The organism is Streptomyces sp. NPDC088746 (genome assembly GCF_044751065.1).
In the GTDB taxonomy this organism is placed as follows: Bacteria; Actinomycetota; Actinomycetes; order Streptomycetales; family Streptomycetaceae; genus Streptomyces.
The window spans coordinates 526,087-545,830 of the sequence record NZ_JBIVLA010000001.1; the positions used below are offsets into that span (position 1 = coordinate 526,087).

The 19,744-nt window shown below is 71.6% G+C and carries 17 protein-coding genes; 9 read left to right on the plus strand and 8 right to left on the minus strand.

Features of this window, described 5'->3' with window-relative positions; genetic code table 11:
- Positions 1-50 precede the first annotated feature (50 nt).
- Positions 51-3,047, minus strand: a complete 2,997-nt coding sequence (locus ACIP63_RS02415) for a bifunctional [glutamine synthetase] adenylyltransferase/[glutamine synthetase]-adenylyl-L-tyrosine phosphorylase (RefSeq protein ID WP_401510641.1) — start codon at positions 3,045-3,047, stop codon at positions 51-53.
- Positions 3,048-3,330: 283 nt separating this feature from the next.
- Here ACIP63_RS02415 and ACIP63_RS02420 point away from each other — a divergent pair, with 283 nt between their 5' ends.
- On the plus strand, positions 3,331-3,855 hold the full coding sequence (locus ACIP63_RS02420; protein ID WP_401510643.1) for a pyridoxamine 5'-phosphate oxidase family protein: 525 nt from the start codon (positions 3,331-3,333) through the stop codon (positions 3,853-3,855).
- 41 nt (positions 3,856-3,896) lie between these two features.
- Here the strand turns inward: ACIP63_RS02420 and ACIP63_RS02425 are convergent, their stop codons facing one another.
- Both ACIP63_RS02425 and ACIP63_RS02430 read right to left on the minus strand, forming a co-directional pair.
- Entirely contained in the window at positions 3,897-4,685 is a 789-nt protein-coding gene (locus tag ACIP63_RS02425; protein WP_401510645.1) for a putative protein N(5)-glutamine methyltransferase, read from the minus strand.
- A 171-nt stretch (positions 4,686-4,856) separates the two neighbouring features.
- A complete protein-coding gene (locus ACIP63_RS02430) occupies positions 4,857-5,618 on the minus strand; it encodes an AraC family transcriptional regulator (protein ID WP_401510646.1) in 762 nt (253 codons plus the stop codon).
- Between the two features lie 54 nt (positions 5,619-5,672).
- Between ACIP63_RS02430 and ACIP63_RS02435 the strand changes: the two genes are divergently transcribed.
- Positions 5,673-6,863: an MFS transporter gene (locus ACIP63_RS02435; RefSeq protein WP_401510648.1), complete on the plus strand. Its 1,191-nt coding sequence runs from the start codon at positions 5,673-5,675 to the stop codon at positions 6,861-6,863.
- 92 nt (positions 6,864-6,955) lie between these two features.
- Here ACIP63_RS02435 and ACIP63_RS02440 read toward each other — a convergent pair whose 3' ends face one another.
- Positions 6,956-8,455, minus strand: coding sequence for an MDR family MFS transporter (locus ACIP63_RS02440; RefSeq protein WP_401512235.1), 1,500 nt, complete (start codon positions 8,453-8,455; stop codon positions 6,956-6,958).
- A 173-nt stretch (positions 8,456-8,628) separates the two neighbouring features.
- Here ACIP63_RS02440 and ACIP63_RS02445 point away from each other — a divergent pair, with 173 nt between their 5' ends.
- On the plus strand, positions 8,629-9,219 hold the full coding sequence (locus ACIP63_RS02445) for a TetR/AcrR family transcriptional regulator (RefSeq protein WP_401510650.1): 591 nt from the start codon (positions 8,629-8,631) through the stop codon (positions 9,217-9,219).
- Positions 9,220-9,280: 61 nt separating this feature from the next.
- On the opposite strand, the gene ACIP63_RS02450 is transcribed toward ACIP63_RS02445, so the two are convergent.
- A complete protein-coding gene (locus tag ACIP63_RS02450; RefSeq protein ID WP_401512237.1) occupies positions 9,281-10,018 on the minus strand; it encodes a phosphodiesterase in 738 nt (245 codons plus the stop codon).
- Positions 10,019-10,117: 99 nt separating this feature from the next.
- Between ACIP63_RS02450 and ACIP63_RS02455 the strand changes: the two genes are divergently transcribed.
- Complete coding sequence (locus ACIP63_RS02455) at positions 10,118-10,714, plus strand: CGNR zinc finger domain-containing protein (protein WP_401510652.1); 597 nt, start codon at positions 10,118-10,120, stop codon at positions 10,712-10,714.
- 80 nt (positions 10,715-10,794) lie between these two features.
- Here ACIP63_RS02455 and ACIP63_RS02460 read toward each other — a convergent pair whose 3' ends face one another.
- Together ACIP63_RS02460 and glnA are read right to left on the minus strand one after the other, a co-directional pair.
- Positions 10,795-11,280, minus strand: coding sequence for a hypothetical protein (locus ACIP63_RS02460; RefSeq protein ID WP_401510654.1), 486 nt, complete (start codon positions 11,278-11,280; stop codon positions 10,795-10,797).
- Positions 11,281-11,697: 417 nt separating this feature from the next.
- A complete protein-coding gene (gene glnA / locus ACIP63_RS02465; protein WP_351271829.1) occupies positions 11,698-13,059 on the minus strand; it encodes a type I glutamate--ammonia ligase in 1,362 nt (453 codons plus the stop codon).
- A gap of 245 nt (positions 13,060-13,304) precedes the next feature.
- On the opposite strand from glnA, the gene ACIP63_RS02470 reads away from it, so the two are divergent.
- The 5 genes from ACIP63_RS02470 (at position 13,305) to ACIP63_RS02490 (ending at position 18,805) form a co-directional block, all read left to right on the plus strand.
- On the plus strand, positions 13,305-13,979 hold the full coding sequence (locus tag ACIP63_RS02470; RefSeq protein WP_401510656.1) for a DUF3105 domain-containing protein: 675 nt from the start codon (positions 13,305-13,307) through the stop codon (positions 13,977-13,979).
- A complete protein-coding gene (locus ACIP63_RS02475) occupies positions 13,976-14,665 on the plus strand; it encodes a DUF305 domain-containing protein (protein ID WP_401510657.1) in 690 nt (229 codons plus the stop codon). Before ACIP63_RS02470 ends, ACIP63_RS02475 begins: the two co-directional genes overlap by 4 nt.
- A gap of 124 nt (positions 14,666-14,789) precedes the next feature.
- Positions 14,790-15,215 (plus strand): CBS domain-containing protein, encoded by a 426-nt coding sequence (locus ACIP63_RS02480; RefSeq protein ID WP_401510659.1) that lies wholly within the window; start codon positions 14,790-14,792, stop codon positions 15,213-15,215.
- 175 nt (positions 15,216-15,390) lie between these two features.
- The gene (locus ACIP63_RS02485; RefSeq protein ID WP_401510661.1) at positions 15,391-16,959 is read left to right on the plus strand and encodes a multicopper oxidase family protein; all 1,569 of its coding nucleotides are present in this window, start codon (positions 15,391-15,393) and stop codon (positions 16,957-16,959) included.
- A 91-nt stretch (positions 16,960-17,050) separates the two neighbouring features.
- Positions 17,051-18,805: an NAD+ synthase gene (locus tag ACIP63_RS02490; protein ID WP_401510663.1), complete on the plus strand. Its 1,755-nt coding sequence runs from the start codon at positions 17,051-17,053 to the stop codon at positions 18,803-18,805.
- A gap of 31 nt (positions 18,806-18,836) precedes the next feature.
- On the opposite strand, the gene ACIP63_RS02495 is transcribed toward ACIP63_RS02490, so the two are convergent.
- Positions 18,837-19,640: a hypothetical protein gene (locus ACIP63_RS02495; RefSeq protein WP_401510665.1), complete on the minus strand. Its 804-nt coding sequence runs from the start codon at positions 19,638-19,640 to the stop codon at positions 18,837-18,839.
- Positions 19,641-19,744: the final 104 nt, after the last annotated feature.

Here is a 19,744-nt window from a genome sequence, read left to right on the forward strand (position 1 = left end):
GCCTGTGCCGGCCGTCGCGGGATGAGCGCCCCGGGCTCAGCCTTCCGGGGTCATCCCCCGGCGCCGTAGAACCGCTCCTCCACGACGGCCCGGGCCCGCCGGGTGATCCGCCGGTAGTCCTCCAGCATGTCCCCCACGTGCCCCGGCTCGTAGCCGAGATACCGGCCCACCGCCGCCAGCTCACGCGGGTTCGAGGGGAACGTGTCGCCGGGCCGCCCCCGCACCAGCATCACCGCGTTGCGCACCCGCGAGGCCAGCACCCACGCCTCGTCCAGCGTCTGGGCCTCCTCCGCCGGGATCAGCTCCGCCGCGCACGCCGCCGCCAGCGCCTCCCGCGTACGCGGGGTCCGCAGGCCGGGCTCCGACCAGCCGTGCTGCATCTGCATCAGCTGGACCGTCCACTCGACGTCGCTCAGGCCACCGCGCCCCAGCTTGGTGTGCAGCGTCGGATCGGCGCCGCGCGGCATGCGTTCGGACTCCATCCGCGCCTTGAGCCGCCGGATCTCCCGGACCGCGTCGTCCCCCAGCCCTTCCATCGGGTACCGCAGGGGGTCTATGAGGTCGACGAACGCGCGGCCCAGCTCCTCGTCCCCGGCCACCGGGTCGGCGCGCAGGAGCGCCTGGCTCTCCCAGATCAGCGACCAGCGCCGATAGTAGGCCTCGTACGACTTCAGGGTGCGGGCAAGGGGCCCGGTCTTCCCCTCCGGGCGGAGGTCGACGTCGATGAGGAGCGGCGGGTCGGCGGTCGGCAGCTCCAGCAGCCTGCGCATCTCCGTGACGACGGCGTTCGCGGCCCGGGCCGCCTCCTCGTCGCTCACGCCCTCCCGGGGTTCGTGCACGAAGAGGACGTCCGCGTCCGATCCGTAGCCCAGTTCGTGCCCGCCGAATCGGCCCATGCCGATGACGGCGAACCGGGTCGGCAGGGTGTCGCCCCACTTGTCACGGACGGCGGCGCGCAGCGCACCGGACAGCGTGGCGGCGTTGAGGTCGGTGACCGCCGATCCGACCCGGTCGACGAGGGCGCCCGGGTCGGGTTCGGCGGGGTTGTCCTCGGTGCCGTACGAGCCGATGATGTCGGCCGCCGTCGTACGGAACAGCTCCCTGCGCCGTACCCCGCGCGCCACGGCGACAGCCGCTTCGGCCCCGGGCGCCCGGCCGACCGCGGCCAGCACCTCCTGTTCCAGGTGGTCCCGGCCGCGCGGCTTCAGGCCTTCCGGGTCGCCGAGGATGGCGACGGCCTCGGGGGCGCGCATCAGCAGGTCGGGGGCGAGGCGGCCGGCGGAGAGGACCCGGGCGAGGTTCTCGGCCGCGGCCCCCTCGTCACGCAGCAGCCGCAGGTACCAGGGGGTCTTGCCGAGGGCGTCGGACACCTGGCGGAAGCCGAGGAGCCCGGCGTCCGGGTCGGCGGAGTCCGCGAACCAGCCGAGCAGCACCGGCAGCAGCGTGCGCTGGATCGCCGCCTTGCGGGAGACGCCCGACGAGAGGGCCTCCAGGTGCCGCAGCGCGGCCGCGGGATCGGCGTAACCGAGGGCCTCCAGGCGGACGACGGCGGCCTTGGCGCTGAGCCTGCTCTCGCCGGGGGCGAGCTGGGCGACGGCGTCCAGGAGCGGCCGGTAGAAGAGCTTCTCGTGCAGGCGGCGTACGACGGAGGCGTGCCGCCGCCACGCCCGGTTGAGCTCGGCGACCGGGTCCGTACGCAGTCCGAGGGAGCGCCCGAGCCTGCGCAGGTCGGCGTCTTCCTCGGGGACCAGGTGGGTGCGGCGCAGCCGGTAGAGCTGGATGCGGTGTTCCATGGCGCGCAGGAAGCGGTAGGCCTCGTCCAGCTGCGCGGCGTCGGCGCGCCCGACGTATCCGCCGTCGGCGAGGGCCCGCAGGGCCTCCAGCGTGGAGCCGGCGTGCAGGGTGCTGTCGCTGCGGCCGTGGACGAGCTGGAGCAGCTGGACGGCGAATTCGACGTCCCGGAGCCCGCCGGGGCCGAGCTTGAGCTCCCGGTCGACGCGGTCGACGGGGATGTTGTCGACGACGCGGCGGCGCATCTTCTGTACGTCGCCGACGAAGTTCTCCCGGTCGGCCGCCTGCCACACCAGCGGGGACACGGCCTCGACGTAGGCCGTGCCGAGTTCGGGGTCCCCCGCGACCGGCCGGGCCTTGAGCAGGGCCTGGAACTCCCAGGTCTTGGCCCAGCGCTGGTAGTACGCGAGGTGCGAGGTCAGGGTGCGCACCAGTGGCCCGTTGCGGCCCTCGGGGCGGAGGTTGGCGTCGACGGGCCAGATCGTGCCTTCGACGGTGGTGTCGGAGCAGATCCGCATCAGGTGGGCGGCGAGCCGGGTGGCGGCCTGCATGGCGCCGCTCTCCTCCGCGCCGTCGACGGGCTCGGCGACGAAGATGACGTCGACGTCGGACACGTAGTTCAGCTCGTGTCCGCCGCATTTACCCATCGCGATGACGGCGAGCCGGCACTGCGCGGCGTCGGAGGGCGCGGCGGCGCGGGCGATGTCGAGCGCCGCCCGCAGCGTGGCCGTCGCCAGGTCGGCGAGCTCGGCGGCGACCTCGGCGACATCGGTCGTCCCGCACACGTCGCGGGCCGCGATGGACAGGAGGGACCTGCGGTAGGCGACCCGCAGCGAGTCCGGGTCGACGGCGTCGGCGAGCATCTGCTCGAACTCGGGGATCCCGGGGTGCAGGTCGGTGGCCTCGTAGGTGACCAGCACCTGCCAGTCACGCGGGTGCCGTGCCAGGTGGTCCCCGAGCGCCTCGGAGGCTCCGAGGGCGCCGAGGAGCCGGTCCCGCAGCGGCTTGGCCGTGACGAGCGTGTCCAGCAGGATCTGCCGCTCGTCGGCCTCCTCGGCCTCGACGAGCCGTACGAGGCCGTTGAGGGCCAGATCGGGGTCGGCGGTCGCGCCGAGCGCCTCGAAGAGGACGGGATCGGCCCGTACGGACGAGAGCTCGGGCAGGTCGAGCAGCCGTTCGGCGGCGGACGGATCCGTGAAACCGTGCCGCAGCAGTCTGGTGAACGTACTGCTCCTGCGTCCCGGCAACGTCGTCATCCCGTGTCTCCTGCCGCCGATCCCACATGTCCGCCCTTCGAGCCTAAGGCCTTTCGTGTGGATCAGGCCGGGCGCGCGTGCCCTGGCACGCGCGTCTGCCGCGTTACCTCCGTCCTCCGCCTTGCGGCTGCACTCACCAGACCTCGCTCCCCCACCCCGCCTGATCCGAACGAAAGGCCTGACCCCGCACCGATGAATCCGGAGTGCGGGCGGAGTCCCCTGTACAGAGGCACGATCGACGAGAAGACCGCGCACACCGCCCTATCGCTCCTGGAGACCCGCAATGCCGGAGAAGGACACCACTGCCCCCGACACCGCCCTGGACCCGCACTACAGCAGCGAGGGCGCCACCGCCCGCCCCTGGGCGGAGGCGGTCGCGCTGCTGGAGGGCGCGGAGCTGTACTGGCTCTCCACGGTCCGGCCCGACGGCCGTCCGCACGTCACCCCGCTGATCGGCCTCTGGTCGGACGGCGCGCTGCATTTCTGCACGGGGCCCTCGGAACGCAAGGCGCGCAATCTGGACGCCAACCCGGAGGTCGTCCTGACCACGGGCGCGAACACGCTGAACGAGGGGTTCGACGTGGTGGTCGAGGGCCGGGCCGCCCGGGTGACGGACGAGCAGCGGCTCATCGCGCTGGCGGAGGCCTGGGAGGCGAAGTACGGCGCCGAGTGGCACTTCGGCGTCACGGACGGCATGTTCTCCAACGGGGCGGGCGGCCGTGCGGAGGTCTTCGCGGTGGCCCCCCGCACGGCCTTCGGCTTCGCCAAGGGCGACCCGTACGGCCAGACGCGCTGGCGCTTCGCCTGAGCCGGGCACGCTGCCCTGCTGGCGCCGCCTGGTCCTGCCCGCTAGCGGGGCCTGGTTCCGATGACGACGGTCGCGTACAGCTCCTCGGAGACGACGACGCGCGCGACGAGTCCGCCGCTCCCCACCGTCTCCTCGGCGCGCGCCGCCTGCCGCTCGCTCGTCTCCATCAGCAGACTGCCGCCCGGGGCCAGCCAGTCGGTGGCCTCGGCGACGACGCGCCGCATCACGTCGAGCCCGTCGCCGCCTCCGTCGAGCGCGACGCGCGGCTCGTGGATCCGCGCCTCGGCGGGCAGCAGCCCGACGTCGTCGGTCGGCACGTACGGCACGTTGGCGAGCAGGACGTCGACCCGTCCGCGCAGTGACCGGGGCAGGGGTTCGAAGAGGTCGCCCTCGTGGACGGTCCCGTGTCCGTCCACGTTGCGGCGGGCACAGCTCACGGCGGCGGGTTCGACGTCCGCGGCGTGGAGTTCGACCTCGCGCAGCGATGACGCGAGCGCCCTGCCGAGCGCACCGGTACCGCAGCAGAGGTCGACGACGACCGCCCGGTCGGGCGCGAGTGCCGCGGCCTGCCGTACGAGGAACTCCGTACGCCTGCGGGGCACGAAGACCCCGGGGTCCACGGCGATCCGCAGCCCGCAGAACTCGGCCCAGCCGAGCACGTGTTCAAGCGGCAGACCGGCTACGCGGCGTTCCAGCATGGTGGCGAGCTCGGCGGGGCCGGCCGCCGTGGAGAGGAGGAGTTCCGCCTCGTCCTCGGCGAAGACACAGCCGGCGGCGCGGAGCGTGGTGACGAGGGTGGAGAAGGTGAGCGGCGGAGCGAATTCCTGCATGGGGCGGAGCCTTTCGGGGTGACCGATGGGCGCTCCGCGATCGCTCAGGCCCGGTGGGCCACGCGACGGCGAGGGGTGAGCGCCCAGCCTGCTGAAGCGGTAATGGGTCTCACCTCCTGGGTCGGTCCAGTTCTCGGGAGGGGTCACACTACCGGAACGGCGCCGCGTGGCTCACCGTCCGCCCGCTCCTCTCGGGGGCAGGTGGGCACCGGGCGTGTGCCCGTAGGCACGGCGGAAGACGTCGATGAAGGCGCTGGCGGACGACCAGCCGCAGGAGTGCGCCACGGTGGTGACGGGGGTGCCTTCGGCGAGCAGCACCAGGGCACGGTACAGGCGTAGCTGTGTGCGCCACTGGGGGAAGGTCATGCCGAGGTCGCTCCTGAAGAGCCGGGACAGGGTGCGGTCGCTCGCGCCGATCTCCCGGCCGAGCGCGGCGAGTGTGCGCGGGTCCCCGGGGTCGGCGTGCAGGATCGCGCACAGGGCCAGCAGCGCGGGCGCGGTGGGGGTGGGCAGGTGCACGGGCGTCTGGGGCGAGGCGCGCAACTGGTCGAGCAGCACCGCCCGTAGGCGCCCGCGGGCCTGGCTCTCGTCATCGGGGGCACGGGTGTAGGCGAGGATCAGTTCGCGCAGCAGGGGAGCGACGGTCAGCACCGCGGGCCCGTCCAGGCCGAGCGGGTTCTCCGTCGCGGGCAGCCCGACCAGGTGGAGTTCGAGCCTCCCGTGGGCCTGATGGGCGTGGACGGCGCCGGCCGGCACCCAGACCGCCCGGTTGGCCGGCGCGACCCACGTTCCCGCTCCGGTGGTGACGGCCAGCACTCCTCGGGCCGCGTAGACGATCTGGTGGTCGTCGTGGCGGTGGGCGCCGATGGCGGCCCCTGGGGCGACCCACTGGCTGCGGGTGGGCGCGGTCGACTGGTGGCGGAATTCCTGCATCGGTCGGCAGATTATCGGAAGCGCGACAGCATGCTGCGCCGTGACGATGGCGAGGTGGCAGCGAAAAGAACGATCCTCCTGTTGTCGGTCGGGCACGGCTGCGTGGACGTCTACCAGGGCTCCGTGGCCGCGCTGATCCCCTTCTTCGTCGTCGAGAGGTCCTACAGCTACGCGGTGGCCTCCGGCATCGTGCTCGCCGCGTCACTGCTGTCCTCGGTCGCCCAGCCGCTGTTCGGTGTGCTCACCGACCGGTGGGCGCTCCCCTGGCTGCTGCCGGTGAGCACGCTCCTGGGCGGGCTGGGGGTCGCGCTGAGTGGCCTCAGCGGCTCGTACGCCCTGACTCTGGTGTTCGTCGCGGTGTCCGGCATCGGCATCGCGGCGTACCACCCCGAGTCGGCGCGCGTCGCACGGATCGCCTCCCTGGGCAGCCACACCGCGATGGGCTGGTTCTCCCTCGGCGGCAACATCGGTTTCGCCGCTGCCCCGTTCATGGTGACCGCCGCGATGGCCACCGGGGGCCTGCGCTTCACACCCCTGCTGGTCCTGCCGGCTCTGGTGGGCAGTGTCCTGTGCCTGCCCGTGCTTCGCGCCCTGACGAAGGCCGACGCGGCTGCGGAGAAGGGGACTTCGGCACAGCCGGTGAGCAGGGACCTCGACGACACCGGGTCGTTCGTCAAGCTGTCACTGGCGGTGGCCTGCAGGTCCGTCGCATTCATGGGCCTGAGCACGTTCATCGCGCTCTACGCCCGGCAGCGTACGGGCGGCGGGACGACGGCCGGGACAACCGCGCTGTCCGTGCTCTACCTCGGCGGAGCGGTGGGCACCGTACTCGGCGGGAGGCTCGCCACCCGGTTCGGCCGGGTCACCGTGGTCCGTGGCGCATACCTGATGAGTGTGGCCGCCGTCGCCGGTGCCGTACTCGTCCCCGGCCCGCCCCTCTACCTGTTCGTGGCCCTGGCCTCCGCCGGGCTCTACGTCCCCTTCTCCCTCCAGGTGACCCTCGGTCAGGACTATCTGCCGTCACGGATGGGCACGGCGAGCGGGATCACCCTCGGCCTGGCGGTCAGCGTCGGCGGCGTCGCAGGCCCCCTGATCGGGGCGCTGGCGGACGCCACGTCCCTGCGTACGGCGCTGATCCCGCTGATCCTCATGCCCGCCCTCAGCTATGCGATGGTGCATTCGCTCCGGGAACCGCCCGTCCACCGGCTCGCGGCGCCCCCGCCGGTCCGTCAGCGGCAGCCGTAGGTGGCTCCGCGAACCGCGTGGACGGACCTCACACGTCGGCGCCCCGGTCCGCTCACGCGGTCCGGGGCGCCGTTCGTACGGGTCGCTACGGGTCAGAGGTCCACGCTGTCGCGCAGCTTCGTCGGCGTCAGGAAGAGCGTCGCGATGACACCGACCACCGCGATACCTGCCGATACCAGGAAGATGTGCCCGGTCGCGTCACCGTACGCGGCACGCACCACTTCCTGGATCTCCGGCGGCATGGCGGCGATGTTCAGCGTCGAGCCGCCCGATGAGGAGGCGGCCGGATCGACGCCCAGCTTCGTCAGGCCCTCGGTGATCTTCGTGGCGACCTGGTTGGCGAGGACCGCGCCCAGCACGGAGACACCGATGGTTCCTCCGAGCGAGCGGAAGAAGGTGATCGCACCGCTGGCGGCGCCGAGTTCGCTGAACGGAACCGTGTTCTGGACCACGAGCACGAGGTTCTGCATCGACATGCCCACGCCGATGCCGACCGCCAGCATGCCCAGCGACACGATGACCAGCGAGGTCTCGTGGTCGATGGTGGACAGCCCCAGGAAGCCGAGCGTGAGCACGACGACGCCGGTGATGATGTACGGCTTCACCTTGCCCGTCTTGGAGACCAGGCGGCCCGCGACGGTGGAGGAGATGAGCACACCGAGCATCAGCGGGATGGTGAGCAGCCCCGCCTCGGTCGGCGAGTTGCCCCGGCCGATCTGGAAGTACTGGCCGAGGAAGACCGCACCGCCGAACATCGCCATGCCCACCGAGAGGCTCGCGATGATGGCGAGAGCGGGGTCCCGGCGGCGTACTACGTGGAGCGGGACGACCGGCTCCTTGACCCGTGCCTCGACGAGGACGGCCGCGGCGAGGATCAGGATGCTCGCGCCGACCATGACGCCGGTCTGCCAGGAGACCCAGGCGAAGTTGTTGTCGACGAAGGTGACCCAGAGCAGCAGCAGACTGACGCCGGCGGCGATGAGGGTGGCGCCCAGGTAGTCGACCTTCACCTCCGGGCGGCGGATCTCGGTGAGGTGCAGGGTGCGGGTCAGCATCACGAAGGCGACGACGGTGAACGGTACGGCGATGAAGAAGCACCAACGCCAGCCGAGCCACGAGGTGTCGGTGATGAATCCGCCGAGCAGCGGGCCGCCGACGGTCGCGACGGCCATGACGCCGCCGAGGTAACCGTTGTACCGGCCGCGCTCCTTGGGGCTGATCATCGCGGCGATGATCACCTGGACGAGGACCTGGAGTGCACCCATGCCGAGGCCCTGGATCACGCGGAAGCCGATGAGCTGCCCGGTGGACTGGGCGAAGCCGCAGGCGATCGACGAGATGACGAACAGGCCGATGGATATCTGCAGCAGCAGCTTCTTGCTGAACAGGTCGGCGAGCTTGCCCCAGATCGGGGTGGAGGCCGTTGAGGCCAGCAGGGTCGCGGTGACGACCCAGGTGTACTGCGACTGGGTGCCGTCCAGCGATCCGATGATCTGCGGGAGGGCGACCGAGACCACCGTGCTGCTGATCATCGCCACGAACAGCACGATCAGCAGCCCGCTCAGGGCGCGCATCACGTGGCGGTGATCCATGGGCACGGCCTCTGCGGGCGCGGCCGTTTGTGCGCTCACGCGCAACCTCCGGAAGATTCGAGAAGGAAGGGTGCAAGGAAAGGGGAAGCAGAGAGAGGAAGTCTTCATCCTACATGCACACTGGGCAATATTGCTCACTGTGCAAGTTTCCCGTCGGCGTAGATAATGGACTCATGGAAAGCCCTGTGGGACTGCGGGAACGCAAGAAGGCGGCCACCAGACAGGCCGTACACGAAGCGGCGATGCGGCTGACCGTCGAGCACGGCTTCGACCACGTGACGGTGGAGGCGGTGGCCGACGCGGCCGGCATCTCCCGCAGGACGTTCTCCAACTACTTCACCAACAAGGAGGACGCCCTCCTCTACGGCGAGGAGCAGCTCATCGGGTCACTGGTCCGCACCGTCCTGGACCGTCCCGCCGATGAGCCGGCCTGGACGGCGCTGAGAGCCGCGGTGACGGAGTTCTCGGAACGCGTCGCCCCCCCGGAGCGGGAGTGGGCCGTCCGCACGAAGCTGGCCATGCGCCACCCCTCGCTCCTGGCACGCCAACTCGCCAACCACGCAACACTGGAGCGGGACCTGGCGGACGCGATAGCCGTACGCCAGGGCCCCGGGAACGGCCCGGTCCGTCCGATGGTCCTGGCGGCCGCGTTCCTCTCCTCGCTGCGGATCGCGATGCGCATGTGGATCGAGGAGGACCTGGCACGGCCGCCGGGCGACGTGATCGACGAGGTCCTCGAAGAGATGGCGCGAAGCTTCGGCTGACAGGCCCGTGATGATCACGGGCGGGCCGCCGCACACGGCCCACGGGTCCGGGCGGCCCGGCTCAGATCACGACGCGGTAGTGGGTGGTCAGCCGGCCGTCGTCACCCAGGACGTGGAAGGCGAGGCCGGGAGGCTGCTCGCGGTCGGCGGGACTGTCACCCTCCCACGGCATGCGCAGCGTCCAGGTGACCGCCGGGCCCACGATCAACGGGCGCCCCGCGAAGGTGGAGGCCGCCGCGGTGTGGGCGTGCCCCGTGAGGACGGCGGAGACCCGCGGATGCGCGTCGAGCAGGGCCGCCAGGTCACCGGGACGTTCGAGCATGTTGGAGTCGGGCAGCGGGTGGTGGAGCTCGACGGGCGGCTGGTGGAAAGCGATCAGGGCCCGTGTGTCCTCGGGCAGTTCGGCGAGGGTGGTGTCGATCCAGGCGAGGGTCTGCCCGTCTAGGCGCCCCTCGTCGCGTCCGGGGATGGTGGAGTCGCACATCAGGATCGCGACGCCCCCGATGTGGTGCACCCGGTTGACCGGTCCGGCCTCGGGCGCCTCCCCCAGCAGGGCCTTCCGGTAGGCGGGACGCACGTCATGGTTCCCGGGGCACGGCAGGACCGGGAAGGGCGCGGCCAGGATCCGCGCGGCCTCCTCGTACTCCGCCTCCGTGCCGTGGTCCGCGATGTCCCCGGTGACGAGCACGGCGTCGACGGGGCGGGGCAGGGCCCGCAGGTGGTCCATGACGCGTACGGCGCGTCGGGTCGCCCTCTCGCTGCCGTCCAGGTGCAGGTCGCTGATCTGCGCGAGCAGCACGGTCACGTCTCCCCCTCATGGTTATTTCCAGTTATCCGTTAGGGACCATAGAGTGCGCGTGCCATCGCGATCAACAGGTACGGGCAGGAGCGGGACTTCATGGAGCGCTGGGCGGCACTGGAGCTGGCGAGCACGATCCGCCATGACGGCGAGGGCGGTGTGGCGGACGAACTGGCCACCGTCCAGGGCCTGGAGGACTGGCTCCGCCGGGGCCAGACGCTGCTGGACGGCCACACCCCCGCCGGCGAGGGGGCGGTGGACGAGGAACTCAGGCTCCGTGTCGTCGAGGTACGGCGCGCGGTGCGCGCCCTGTTCGCCCGCGCGGTCAGTCCCGCGCGCCCCAGCCCTCCGGACGCCCACCGGCTGATGCCGGCCGCCCGGGCGGTGGCACGCCTGAACGCGACGGCCGCACTCGTGCCGGTGGTCCCCCAGCTGGACTGGCCGCCCGAAGGCTCCCCTGACGCACGCCTGTCGGCCACGCGGGACGACCCGCACGCCACACTCCTCGCGGCCCTCGCACGGGCGGCGATCGAATTCCTCAGCGGCCCGCGGCGCGAACAGCTGCGCGCCTGCACGGCGCCTCGCTGCGTCCGCTACTTCGTGAAGAGCCACGGCCGCCAGGAATGGTGCAAGCCCTCGTGCGGCAACCGCGCCCGCGCGGCCCGCCACTACGACCGCCACCACCGGGCGTCCTAGGGCAAGGACACCTCGCCCTAGGACGCCGGCACCTCCTGGCGTCCTACGCGTGCAGCGAGCGCCTTGCCGGCGTACAGGTCTCAGCCCCGCCGCGCGGCACCGTCCGGCCAGACCACGTCCACGGGTACACCGACCCGCCCGGCCTCCTCGACCAGATCCGCCGTCCCGCCGCCGTTCCCGGACGGCGGAGTTCCGTCCCATACGGCGACGAGCCGGTCCGCCCGCTTCAGCAGCTCGGCGTTGGCGGCCTCGTACGCGGTGCGGTCGGCGATCTCGAACGGCAGGGTCACCACCTCCACGGCAGTCTCGTTGAGGTGGTCGTAGACCGCGGCGTCCTCGGGCCGCACCACGGCGGTGCGGTAGTCGAGGGACGGGACGACCACGACGAGCCGGCCGCCGATGGCGGAGACCTCCTCGGCGAAAAGCGAATCGGCCCCGGCGGCGATGCACGAGATTCCGGTGAGGTCACCGCTGTAGGGCCCCAGCACATCGCGCAGCGCGGCCCGCACGAGTGGCACGGTCTCCTCGGTCAGGTCGATGTGCCCGGTCACGGCCAGCGTGGTCATGCGACGCCCCTTCTCGGCTCGGCAGCGGCCGCGGGCCGTTCACTGCGCCCACGGTGTACGAGTACGGCTGCCCCGATCGCACCCTCGCACGCGCGGACGGCGTGCGACGAACCCCTCATCGGCCGGCCGCCGGGCTTGTCAGGCGGAGGCGAACAGGATCCCCATGCCCTCACTCTCCCGACCTTGCGTTCCTGCAGCGGGGGCTGACGATCTCGATCTCGTAGCTGTAGAACCACATACCTTTCCCCGTAGGCCGACCGAGATCGTGTCACCACGTCCCGGCACCGGCCACGGGTCTTCCGGGAGGCCTGCGGCCGCCCGCCGACGGGCCGTCGGAGAACGCACGGCCGTGGGCCGACGGTGTCGCACCGTCGGCCCACGGCCGTACTTGGAGGAACTAGGCCCCCGGACCAGGCTTCACAGCACCGGCAGCAGGTTCTTCAGCTCGAAGGCCGTGACCTCGCTGCGGTACTCCTCCCACTCCTGCTTCTTGTTGCGCAGGAAGAAGTCGAAGACGTGCTCGCCCAGCGTCTCGGCGACCAGTTCGCTCTTCTCCATCAGTGAGATCGCCTCGCCCAGGTTCTGCGGCAGCGGCTCGATGCCCATCGCGCGGCGCTCCGAGTCGGAGAGGGCCCAGACGTCGTCGTCGGCGCCGGCCGGGAGTTCGTAGCCCTCCTCGATGCCCTTGAGGCCCGCGGCGAGCAGCACCGCGTACGTCAGGTAGGGGTTGGCGCCGGAGTCGATGGAGCGGACCTCGACGCGGGCCGAGCCGGTCTTGCCGGGCTTGTACATCGGGACGCGGATCAGCGCGGAGCGGTTGTTGTGGCCCCAGCAGATGTACGAGGGGGCCTCGCCGCCGGCGCCCGCGGAGCGGCTGGAGCCGCCCCAGATGCGCTTGTAGGAGTTGACCCACTGGTTGGTCACGGCGGAGATCTCGGCGGCGTGCTTGAGCAGGCCCGCGATGAAGGAGCGGCCCACCTTCGACAGCTGGTACTCGGCGCCCGACTCGTAGAAGGCGTTGCGGTCGCCCTCGAAGAGGGAGAGGTGCGTGTGCATGCCCGAGCCCGGGTACTCCGAGAACGGCTTCGGCATGAAGGTGGCCTGCACGCCCTGCTCCAGTGCCACCTGCTTCATGACCAGGCGGAAGGTCATGATGTTGTCGGCCGTGGAGAGCGCGTCGGCGTACCGGAGGTCGATCTCCTGCTGGCCGGGGGCGCCCTCGTGGTGGCTGAATTCGACGGAGATGCCCATCGATTCGAGCATGGTGATCGCCTGGCGGCGGAAGTCCATGCCGACGTTCTGCGGGGTGTGGTCGAAGTAGCCGGAGCTGTCGGCCGGGGTGGGGCGGCTGCCGTCGACCGGCTTGTTCTTCAGCAGGAAGAACTCGATCTCCGGGTGGGTGTAGAAGGTGAAGCCCAGGTCTGAGGTCTTCGCGAGGATGCGCTTGAGGACGAAGCGCGGGTCCGCGAAGGAGGGCGAGCCGTCGGGCATCAGGATGTCGCAGAACATCCGGGCGGTCCCGGGGGCCTCCGCGCGCCACGGGAGGATCTGGAAGGTGGCGGGGTCCGGCTTGGCGATCATGTCCGATTCGTATACACGGGCGAAGCCCTCGATCGCGGAGCCGTCGAAGCCGATGCCCTCGTCAAAGGCCTGTTCGAGCTCGGCCGGGGCCACGGCGACGGACTTGAGGTAACCGAGAACATCGGTGAACCACAGCCGTACGAAGCGGATGTCGCGCTCCTCAAGCGTCCTGAGGACGAATTCCTGCTGCTTGTCCATAGCCACATCCTTGCAGTTCAGACGGTCCGTGCACCACCGCCCGGGGTAGGGGAGACACCTCAGTATCACGACCCGGGATTTCACCCAGATTACGCACACGGTGTGAGAGAGAGCACGCGGCCACCCACTACGATCGGCGCCCATGGTGTGCAAGGGCTGTAGCCGTCCGGCCACGGCCCGCCACAGCCGCGTTTTCCCGTTCCGCCCTCGTCCCTCCCGACCCCTTGGCAGAAGGACCCGACGTCATGAGCTTCGACCGCAGGAACCGCATAGAGCAGATGCGCAGTGCCGACCGTGCGCGCGACCGCCGCAACCGGGTCGTCGCCATAGGCCTGAGTGCCGTCGTGGTCGCCGGGCTGCTGGGTTTCGGCTCGTACATGCTCCTGGAGAAGTCCGAGGCGAAGGAGAAGACCGAGGAGGCCCGGGCGCAGGACTCGAAGCAGACCGAGCAGGAGAAGAAGGAGCTCGCCGCCGAGCCGATCGCGGGCGAGAAGACATGGGACGCGGCGAAGCTGAGCCGTGACCACGTCACGACCGACGTGAAGTACCCCATGGAGCCGCCGGTCGGCGGAAACCACAATCCGGCCTGGCTGAACTGCGACGGCGTCGTATACGAAAAGGCCGTCCCGAACGTCAACGCCGTGCACGCCCTGGAGCACGGCGCGGTCTGGGTGACGCACTCCGGAAAGGCGTCCGGGGACGACGTCGCCGCGCTCGCGTCCCGCGTCAAGAGCACCCCCTACTCCCTGATGTCCCCGTACGAGGGCCAGGCCGGGGCGATCATGCTGAGCGCCTGGGGCAAGCAGGTCACGGTGGACAGCGCCGACGACCCCCGGGTGGCCACCTTCTTCGCGAAGTACGTCCAGGGCGCGCAGACGCCCGAGCCGGGCGCGCCCTGCACCGGCGGGGTCGACGGGTGAGCCCGTCGCGCAACCGGCGTACGCGGTGGGTCGCGGGGTCCGCCGTGGCCCTCGCCCTGCTCTTCGCCGGCGCGGCGACGGTCGCCTCCGCGCGCGGCGAAGCGGAGGCTCCCGGGCCCCGCACGCCCTCGGCGCGGTCCGCGGACGCGGGCTTCGCGCGGGACATGGCCGTCCACCATCAGCAGGCCGTGGAGATGTCGTTCGTCGTGCGGGACGCGACGGGGGACGAGGACGTACGGCGTCTCGCGTACGACATCGCCAACACGCAGGCCAACCAGCGGGGCATGCTGCTCGGCTGGCTGGATCTGTGGGAGCTGCCGAAGACGGCGCCCGAGGGGCAGGGGCCGATGGCCTGGATGCCGGACGGCGGCCACAGCGGCCACAGCGGCCACGCCATGCAGGGCATGGAGGGCATGGATCACGACGGCGCCCTCATGCCCGGCATGGCGACCAGGACCGAGCTCGATCGGCTCCGCGCCGCCCGGGGCAAGCCGGCCGAGGTCCTCTTCCTGCAGCTGATGACCGACCACCACAAGGGCGGCGTCGCGATGGCCCGTGGCTGCGCCGAGCGGTGCACCGTGCCCGTGGAGAGGCGCCTGGCCCAGGGCATGGTCGAGGCCCAGCAGTCCGAGCTGGATCTGATGGCCGACATGCTCGCGGCGCGCGGGGCAGCGCCCCGTCCCTGAGCGCGGGACCGGCTCGGCGTACGCCCGAACGGGTGACAGCGTTCGCGTACGCCGGGCGGGCCCGCCATGGTGGAAGTACTCGGGGCCGTACACCAGTGCCCATCGGCACGCAGGAGGCAACCCCATGACCACGGCCAAGGACATCATGCACACCGGGGCCCACTGGATCCCCGCCCACGAGACGCTCGACCGCGCCGCCCAGATGATGCGTGACCACAAGGTGGGGGCGCTCCCCGTCTCCGCCAACGGTGAGCAGGACCGGATGGTCGGGATCATCACCGACCGCGACATCGTGATCGAGTGCGTGGCGTCGGGGCACGACCCGTCGAAGGTGACGGCGGGCGAACTCTGTGAGGGCACCCCGCGCTGGATCGAGTCGTCGGCGGACGTCGAGGCGGTGCTGGAGGAGATGCAGAGCCACCGCATCCGCCGGCTCCCGGTGATCGAGGACAAGAAGCTGATCGGCATGATCAGCGAGGCCGATCTGGCGCTCCACCTCTCGGACGAGCAGGTCGCCGGCTGGGCGGAGATGGTCTACGCCCGCGCCTGACGCCCCTGCTCCCGGGGCCGTACGCACCCGCCCCGCGCGCACCCCGCCGGCCCGGCCCCCCTCGCATGCCTGAGGAGCGCCGGGCCCTCGGGTGTCGGGGCGCCGGGCCCGTGGGTGTCGAGGCGTCTGGTGTCGAGCCCGCACCCTTATACCCGCCAGGGGTACGGTGCGCAATATGTCTGAAATGCCCACTCGTCGCGCCGTGCTCGGCGCAGGTATCGCCCTCGCGGGAACAGCAGGCCTCGTCTCCCAGGCCGTCGCGTCCCCGGCTCGCACCTCGCCCGTCCGCGCCCCCTCCCCCACGCGCGCCGCGGACCAGTACGTCACGCCCGACGGTCCGGAGGTCGTGGACGCCGAGACCCGGCGGGGCGCGGGCCCCCTGCGGAAGGTCTCGCTCACCGCCGCCGCGTCCCGCTTCGAACTGGGCGACGGCCTCACCGTCCCCACCTGGGCGTACGGGGACCGGCTGCCCGGCGAGGCGATCCGGATCACGGCGGGCGACACCCTGGAACTCGCCCTGGCCAACCATCTGACGCAGTCCACCACGATGCACTGGCACGGCCTCTCGATCCGCAACGACATGGACGGGGTGCCGGGGCTGACCCAGCAGCCCGTCAAGCCCGGCGCCGAGTTCACCTACCGCTTCGCGGTCACGCGTCCGGGGACCCACTGGATCCACCCGCACTCCGGGGTCCAGCTCGACCGTGGGCTGTACGCGCCGCTGATCGTCGACGACCCGAAGGAGCCGCTCGCCTACGACAAGGAGTGGATCGTCGTCCTCGACGACTGGCTCGACGGGGTGGACGGCTCCACCCCGGACGCGGTCCTCGACGAGCTCACCGAGGGGCGGGGCGGCAGCCACGACGCGGCCGGTCACGACAAGGCCGCGGCCACCGGGGGCGAGGGCCCCTCCCGCCTGCTGAAGGGAACGGACAGCGAACTGCTCGGCGGCCACGCGGGCGATGTCGACTACCCCCACTACCTGATCAACGGCCGCAGGCCACAGGCTCCTTCGGTCTTCGAGGCCCGGCCCGGCGACCGCATCCGGCTGCGTGTCATCAACGCCGGCGGGGACACCGCGTTCCGGCTGGCGCTCGGCGGCCACCGGATGACCGTGACGCACACGGACGGCTTCCCCGTGCGGCACACCGGGACGGACGCCCTGCTGCTCGGCATGGGCGAGCGTTACGACGTGCTGGTCACGGCCGGGGACGGGGTGTTCCCGCTGACCGCCCTCGCCGAGGGGAAGGGGGCGGCGGCCCTGGCCGTACTGCGGACGGGGGCGGGAGCGAATCCCCCGGCCACCGTGCGGCCCGAGGAGCTGACGGGCGAGCTGATCACGGCCGACCGGCTCGCCGCTGACGAGTCCGTGGCACTGGCGGAGCGCGAACCCGACCGGACCGTGCGGATCGCGCTCACGGGCTCGATGGAGGCGTACGACTGGGCCTTCGACGGCAAACGCTACGACCCCGCGGCACGGCGCCCCGTCCGGGCCGGGGAGCGGGTGCGCCTGGTCCTCACCAACCGCACCTCGATGTGGCACCCCCTCCACCTGCACGGCCACACGTTCGCGCTGGCCGGCGGGGACGCGCCCGGAGCCCGTAAGGACACCGCGGCGGTCCTGCCCGGGCGCTCGCTGACGGTCGACTTCGACGCGGACAACCCGGGGCTGTGGATGCTGCACTGCCACAACGTCTACCACGCCGAGGCGGGGATGATGACGGTCCTCGGCTACCTGCGCTGAGCCGCCCGGCCCGGCGCCGTCCGGAGGCGGTCCGCCGCCTCCGGACGGGAACGCCAGGACATCGCGTCAGTCAGACGATTACACTGGCGGGGTGCCTCAACTACGTCTCGCACTCAATCAGATCGACGCGACCGTCGGAGACCTCGCCGGCAACTCCGAGTCGATCGTCCACTGGACCCGGCACGCCGCCGAGCAGGGCGCCCATCTGGTGGCGTTCCCCGAGATGGCGCTGACCGGCTACCCCGTCGAGGACCTGGCCCTGCGGTCGTCCTTCGTCGAGGCCTCGCGGAAGGCGCTGCGCGCGCTCGCCGCCCGCCTCGCCGACGAGGGCTTCGGGGAGGTGCCGGTCGTCGTCGGCTACCTCGACCGCTCGGAGCACGCCGCGGCACGCTACGGCCAGCCCGCGGGGTCCCCGCGCAACGCCGCCGCGGTGCTGCACCGCGGGCGGGTCGCGCTGAACTTCGCCAAGCACCACCTGCCCAACTACGGCGTCTTCGACGAGTTCCGGTACTTCGTGCCGGGCGACTCGATGCCCGTCGTGCGGGTGCACGGCATCGACGTGGCGCTCGCGATCTGCGAGGACCTCTGGCAGGACGGCGGCCGCGTCCCCGCCGCGCGCGCCGCGGGGGCCGGGCTGCTGCTGTCCATCAACGCCTCCCCGTACGAGCGCGACAAGGACGACACCCGGCTGGAGCTGGTCCGCACGCGGGCGCGGGAGGCCGGATGCACGACGGCGTACCTGGCGATGATCGGCGGCCAGGACGAGCTGGTCTTCGACGGGGACTCGATCGTCGTCGACAAGGACGGCGAAGTCATCGCCCGCGCACCCCAGTTCGCCGAGGGCAGTGTGATCCTCGACCTGGACCTGCCGGCCGCGGCGGCGGATGCTCCGTCGGGGGTCGTGAACGACGGACTGCGGATCGACCACGTGGTGCTGAGCGAGAAGCCGCTGCCCGCCTACGAGCCGGAGCTGGCCGGCGGGTACTCGGAGCGGCTCGACGACGACGAGGAGCTGTACTCGGCGCTGGTCGTGGGCCTGCGCGCGTACGCCGCGAAGAACGGATTCAGCAGCGTCCTGGTCGGGCTCTCGGGCGGCATCGACTCGGCCCTCGTCGCGGCGATCGCCTGTGACGCGCTGGGGGCTCAGCACGTGTACGGCATCTCGATGCCGTCGAAGTACTCCTCGGACCACTCCAAGGGCGACGCGGCGGAACTGGCCCGGCGTACGGGGCTGAACTTCCGCACCGTACCGATCGAGCCGATGTTCGACGCGTACATGGGGTCGCTGGGGCTCACCGGCCTTGCCGAGGAGAACCTCCAGTCACGCCTGCGCGGCACGATGCTGATGGCCGTCTCCAACCAGGAGGGCCAGATCGTGCTGGCGCCGGGCAACAAGTCGGAGCTGGCGGTGGGGTATTCCACGCTGTACGGGGACTCCGTCGGCGCGTACGGGCCGATCAAGGACGTGTACAAGACGTCGGTCTTCCGCCTCGCGAAGTGGCGCAACCGCGCCGCCGAGGAGCGCGGGCAGACCCCGCCCATCCCGGAGGCGTCCATCACCAAGCCGCCGAGCGCCGAACTGCGCCCGGACCAGGTGGACACGGACTCGCTGCCGGACTACGACGTGCTGGACCGGATCCTGGAGCTGTACGTCGACCGGGACCAGGGCCTGGACGCGATCGTGGCGGCCGGGTTCGACGAGGCCCTGGTGACGAAGACGCTGCGGCTGGTGGACACGGCGGAGTACAAGCGGCGGCAGTACCCGCCGGGCACGAAGATCTCGCCGAAGGGCTTCGGCAAGGACCGCCGGCTGCCGATCACCAACCGCTGGCGCGAGTCGGGCTGAGGCGGGGCGGGGCGGCGGCCTCCGTGGCGGCTCAGCGGAGCAGGGCGCCCCGCAGGGTGATGCCGTGCCGCGTGCGCAGCCGCCGCAGCTCCCACATCGCCACGAGGGTGACGGACAGCGGGCCCCCCAGGGTGAAGGCCACCCGCACCGCGAGCGGCGCGCCGTCGTAGGCGCCCCGGAAGACGTCCAGGAGCGCGACCTCCCAGACGAGCAGCGTCGCGAGCAGCGGCGGGACGGTCTCGTGGAGGTCCGCCGTCCGGAAGACGTGCACGAGCGACTGCGCGATGCCGTAGAGCACGAAGGGTGCGAGCCACAACAGCCAGGCGCCCAGGGCGAACAGCAGCGCGACCCGCTCCGGTGACGCCGTCCAGTCCGTCTCCTCGGTGACGAGGCCCAGCCCGGTGATCAGTCTCGGCGCGGCGAGAGCGACGAACAGCGCGAGCAGCGCGCCGGCGGGCTTGCCCACGCGGCGCAGGAACACGGCCCGGTTGGGCGGGCGGGCCGCCGCGATGAATACGGCGACGGCGACCGGGAAGGTCACTGCCAGCACGATGAGGGTGGTGCGGATCTGGGCGAAGCGGTCGTCCACCACGGCGTCGGCGTCCGACGCCAGCCCGTAGGACAGCATCATCCACGTGAGGGCGGCGATGCCGACGACCGTCCGCACGACCTGCGCCTTCTTCACCGCCGGGTCGTGGACACGGTCCGGCCGGGACGGCGTGAACACCGCACGGCCCACGGCGATCGGGTTGAAGAGTCGTCCGAAGGTCAGCCGACGCGCCGGCCGGCCTCCCCCGTACGGATTCCACGGTGTGCCGCCCCCGTCTGCGCTCATCCCCCGGCCTTCCTGTCGCCAGCGTGTGGACCTCATCAGGAGAATACGCAGGCTTGAGGACGTGAAACCGCCTCTGTTCCGCTGCAGTTGCGCTGCGGTCGTGT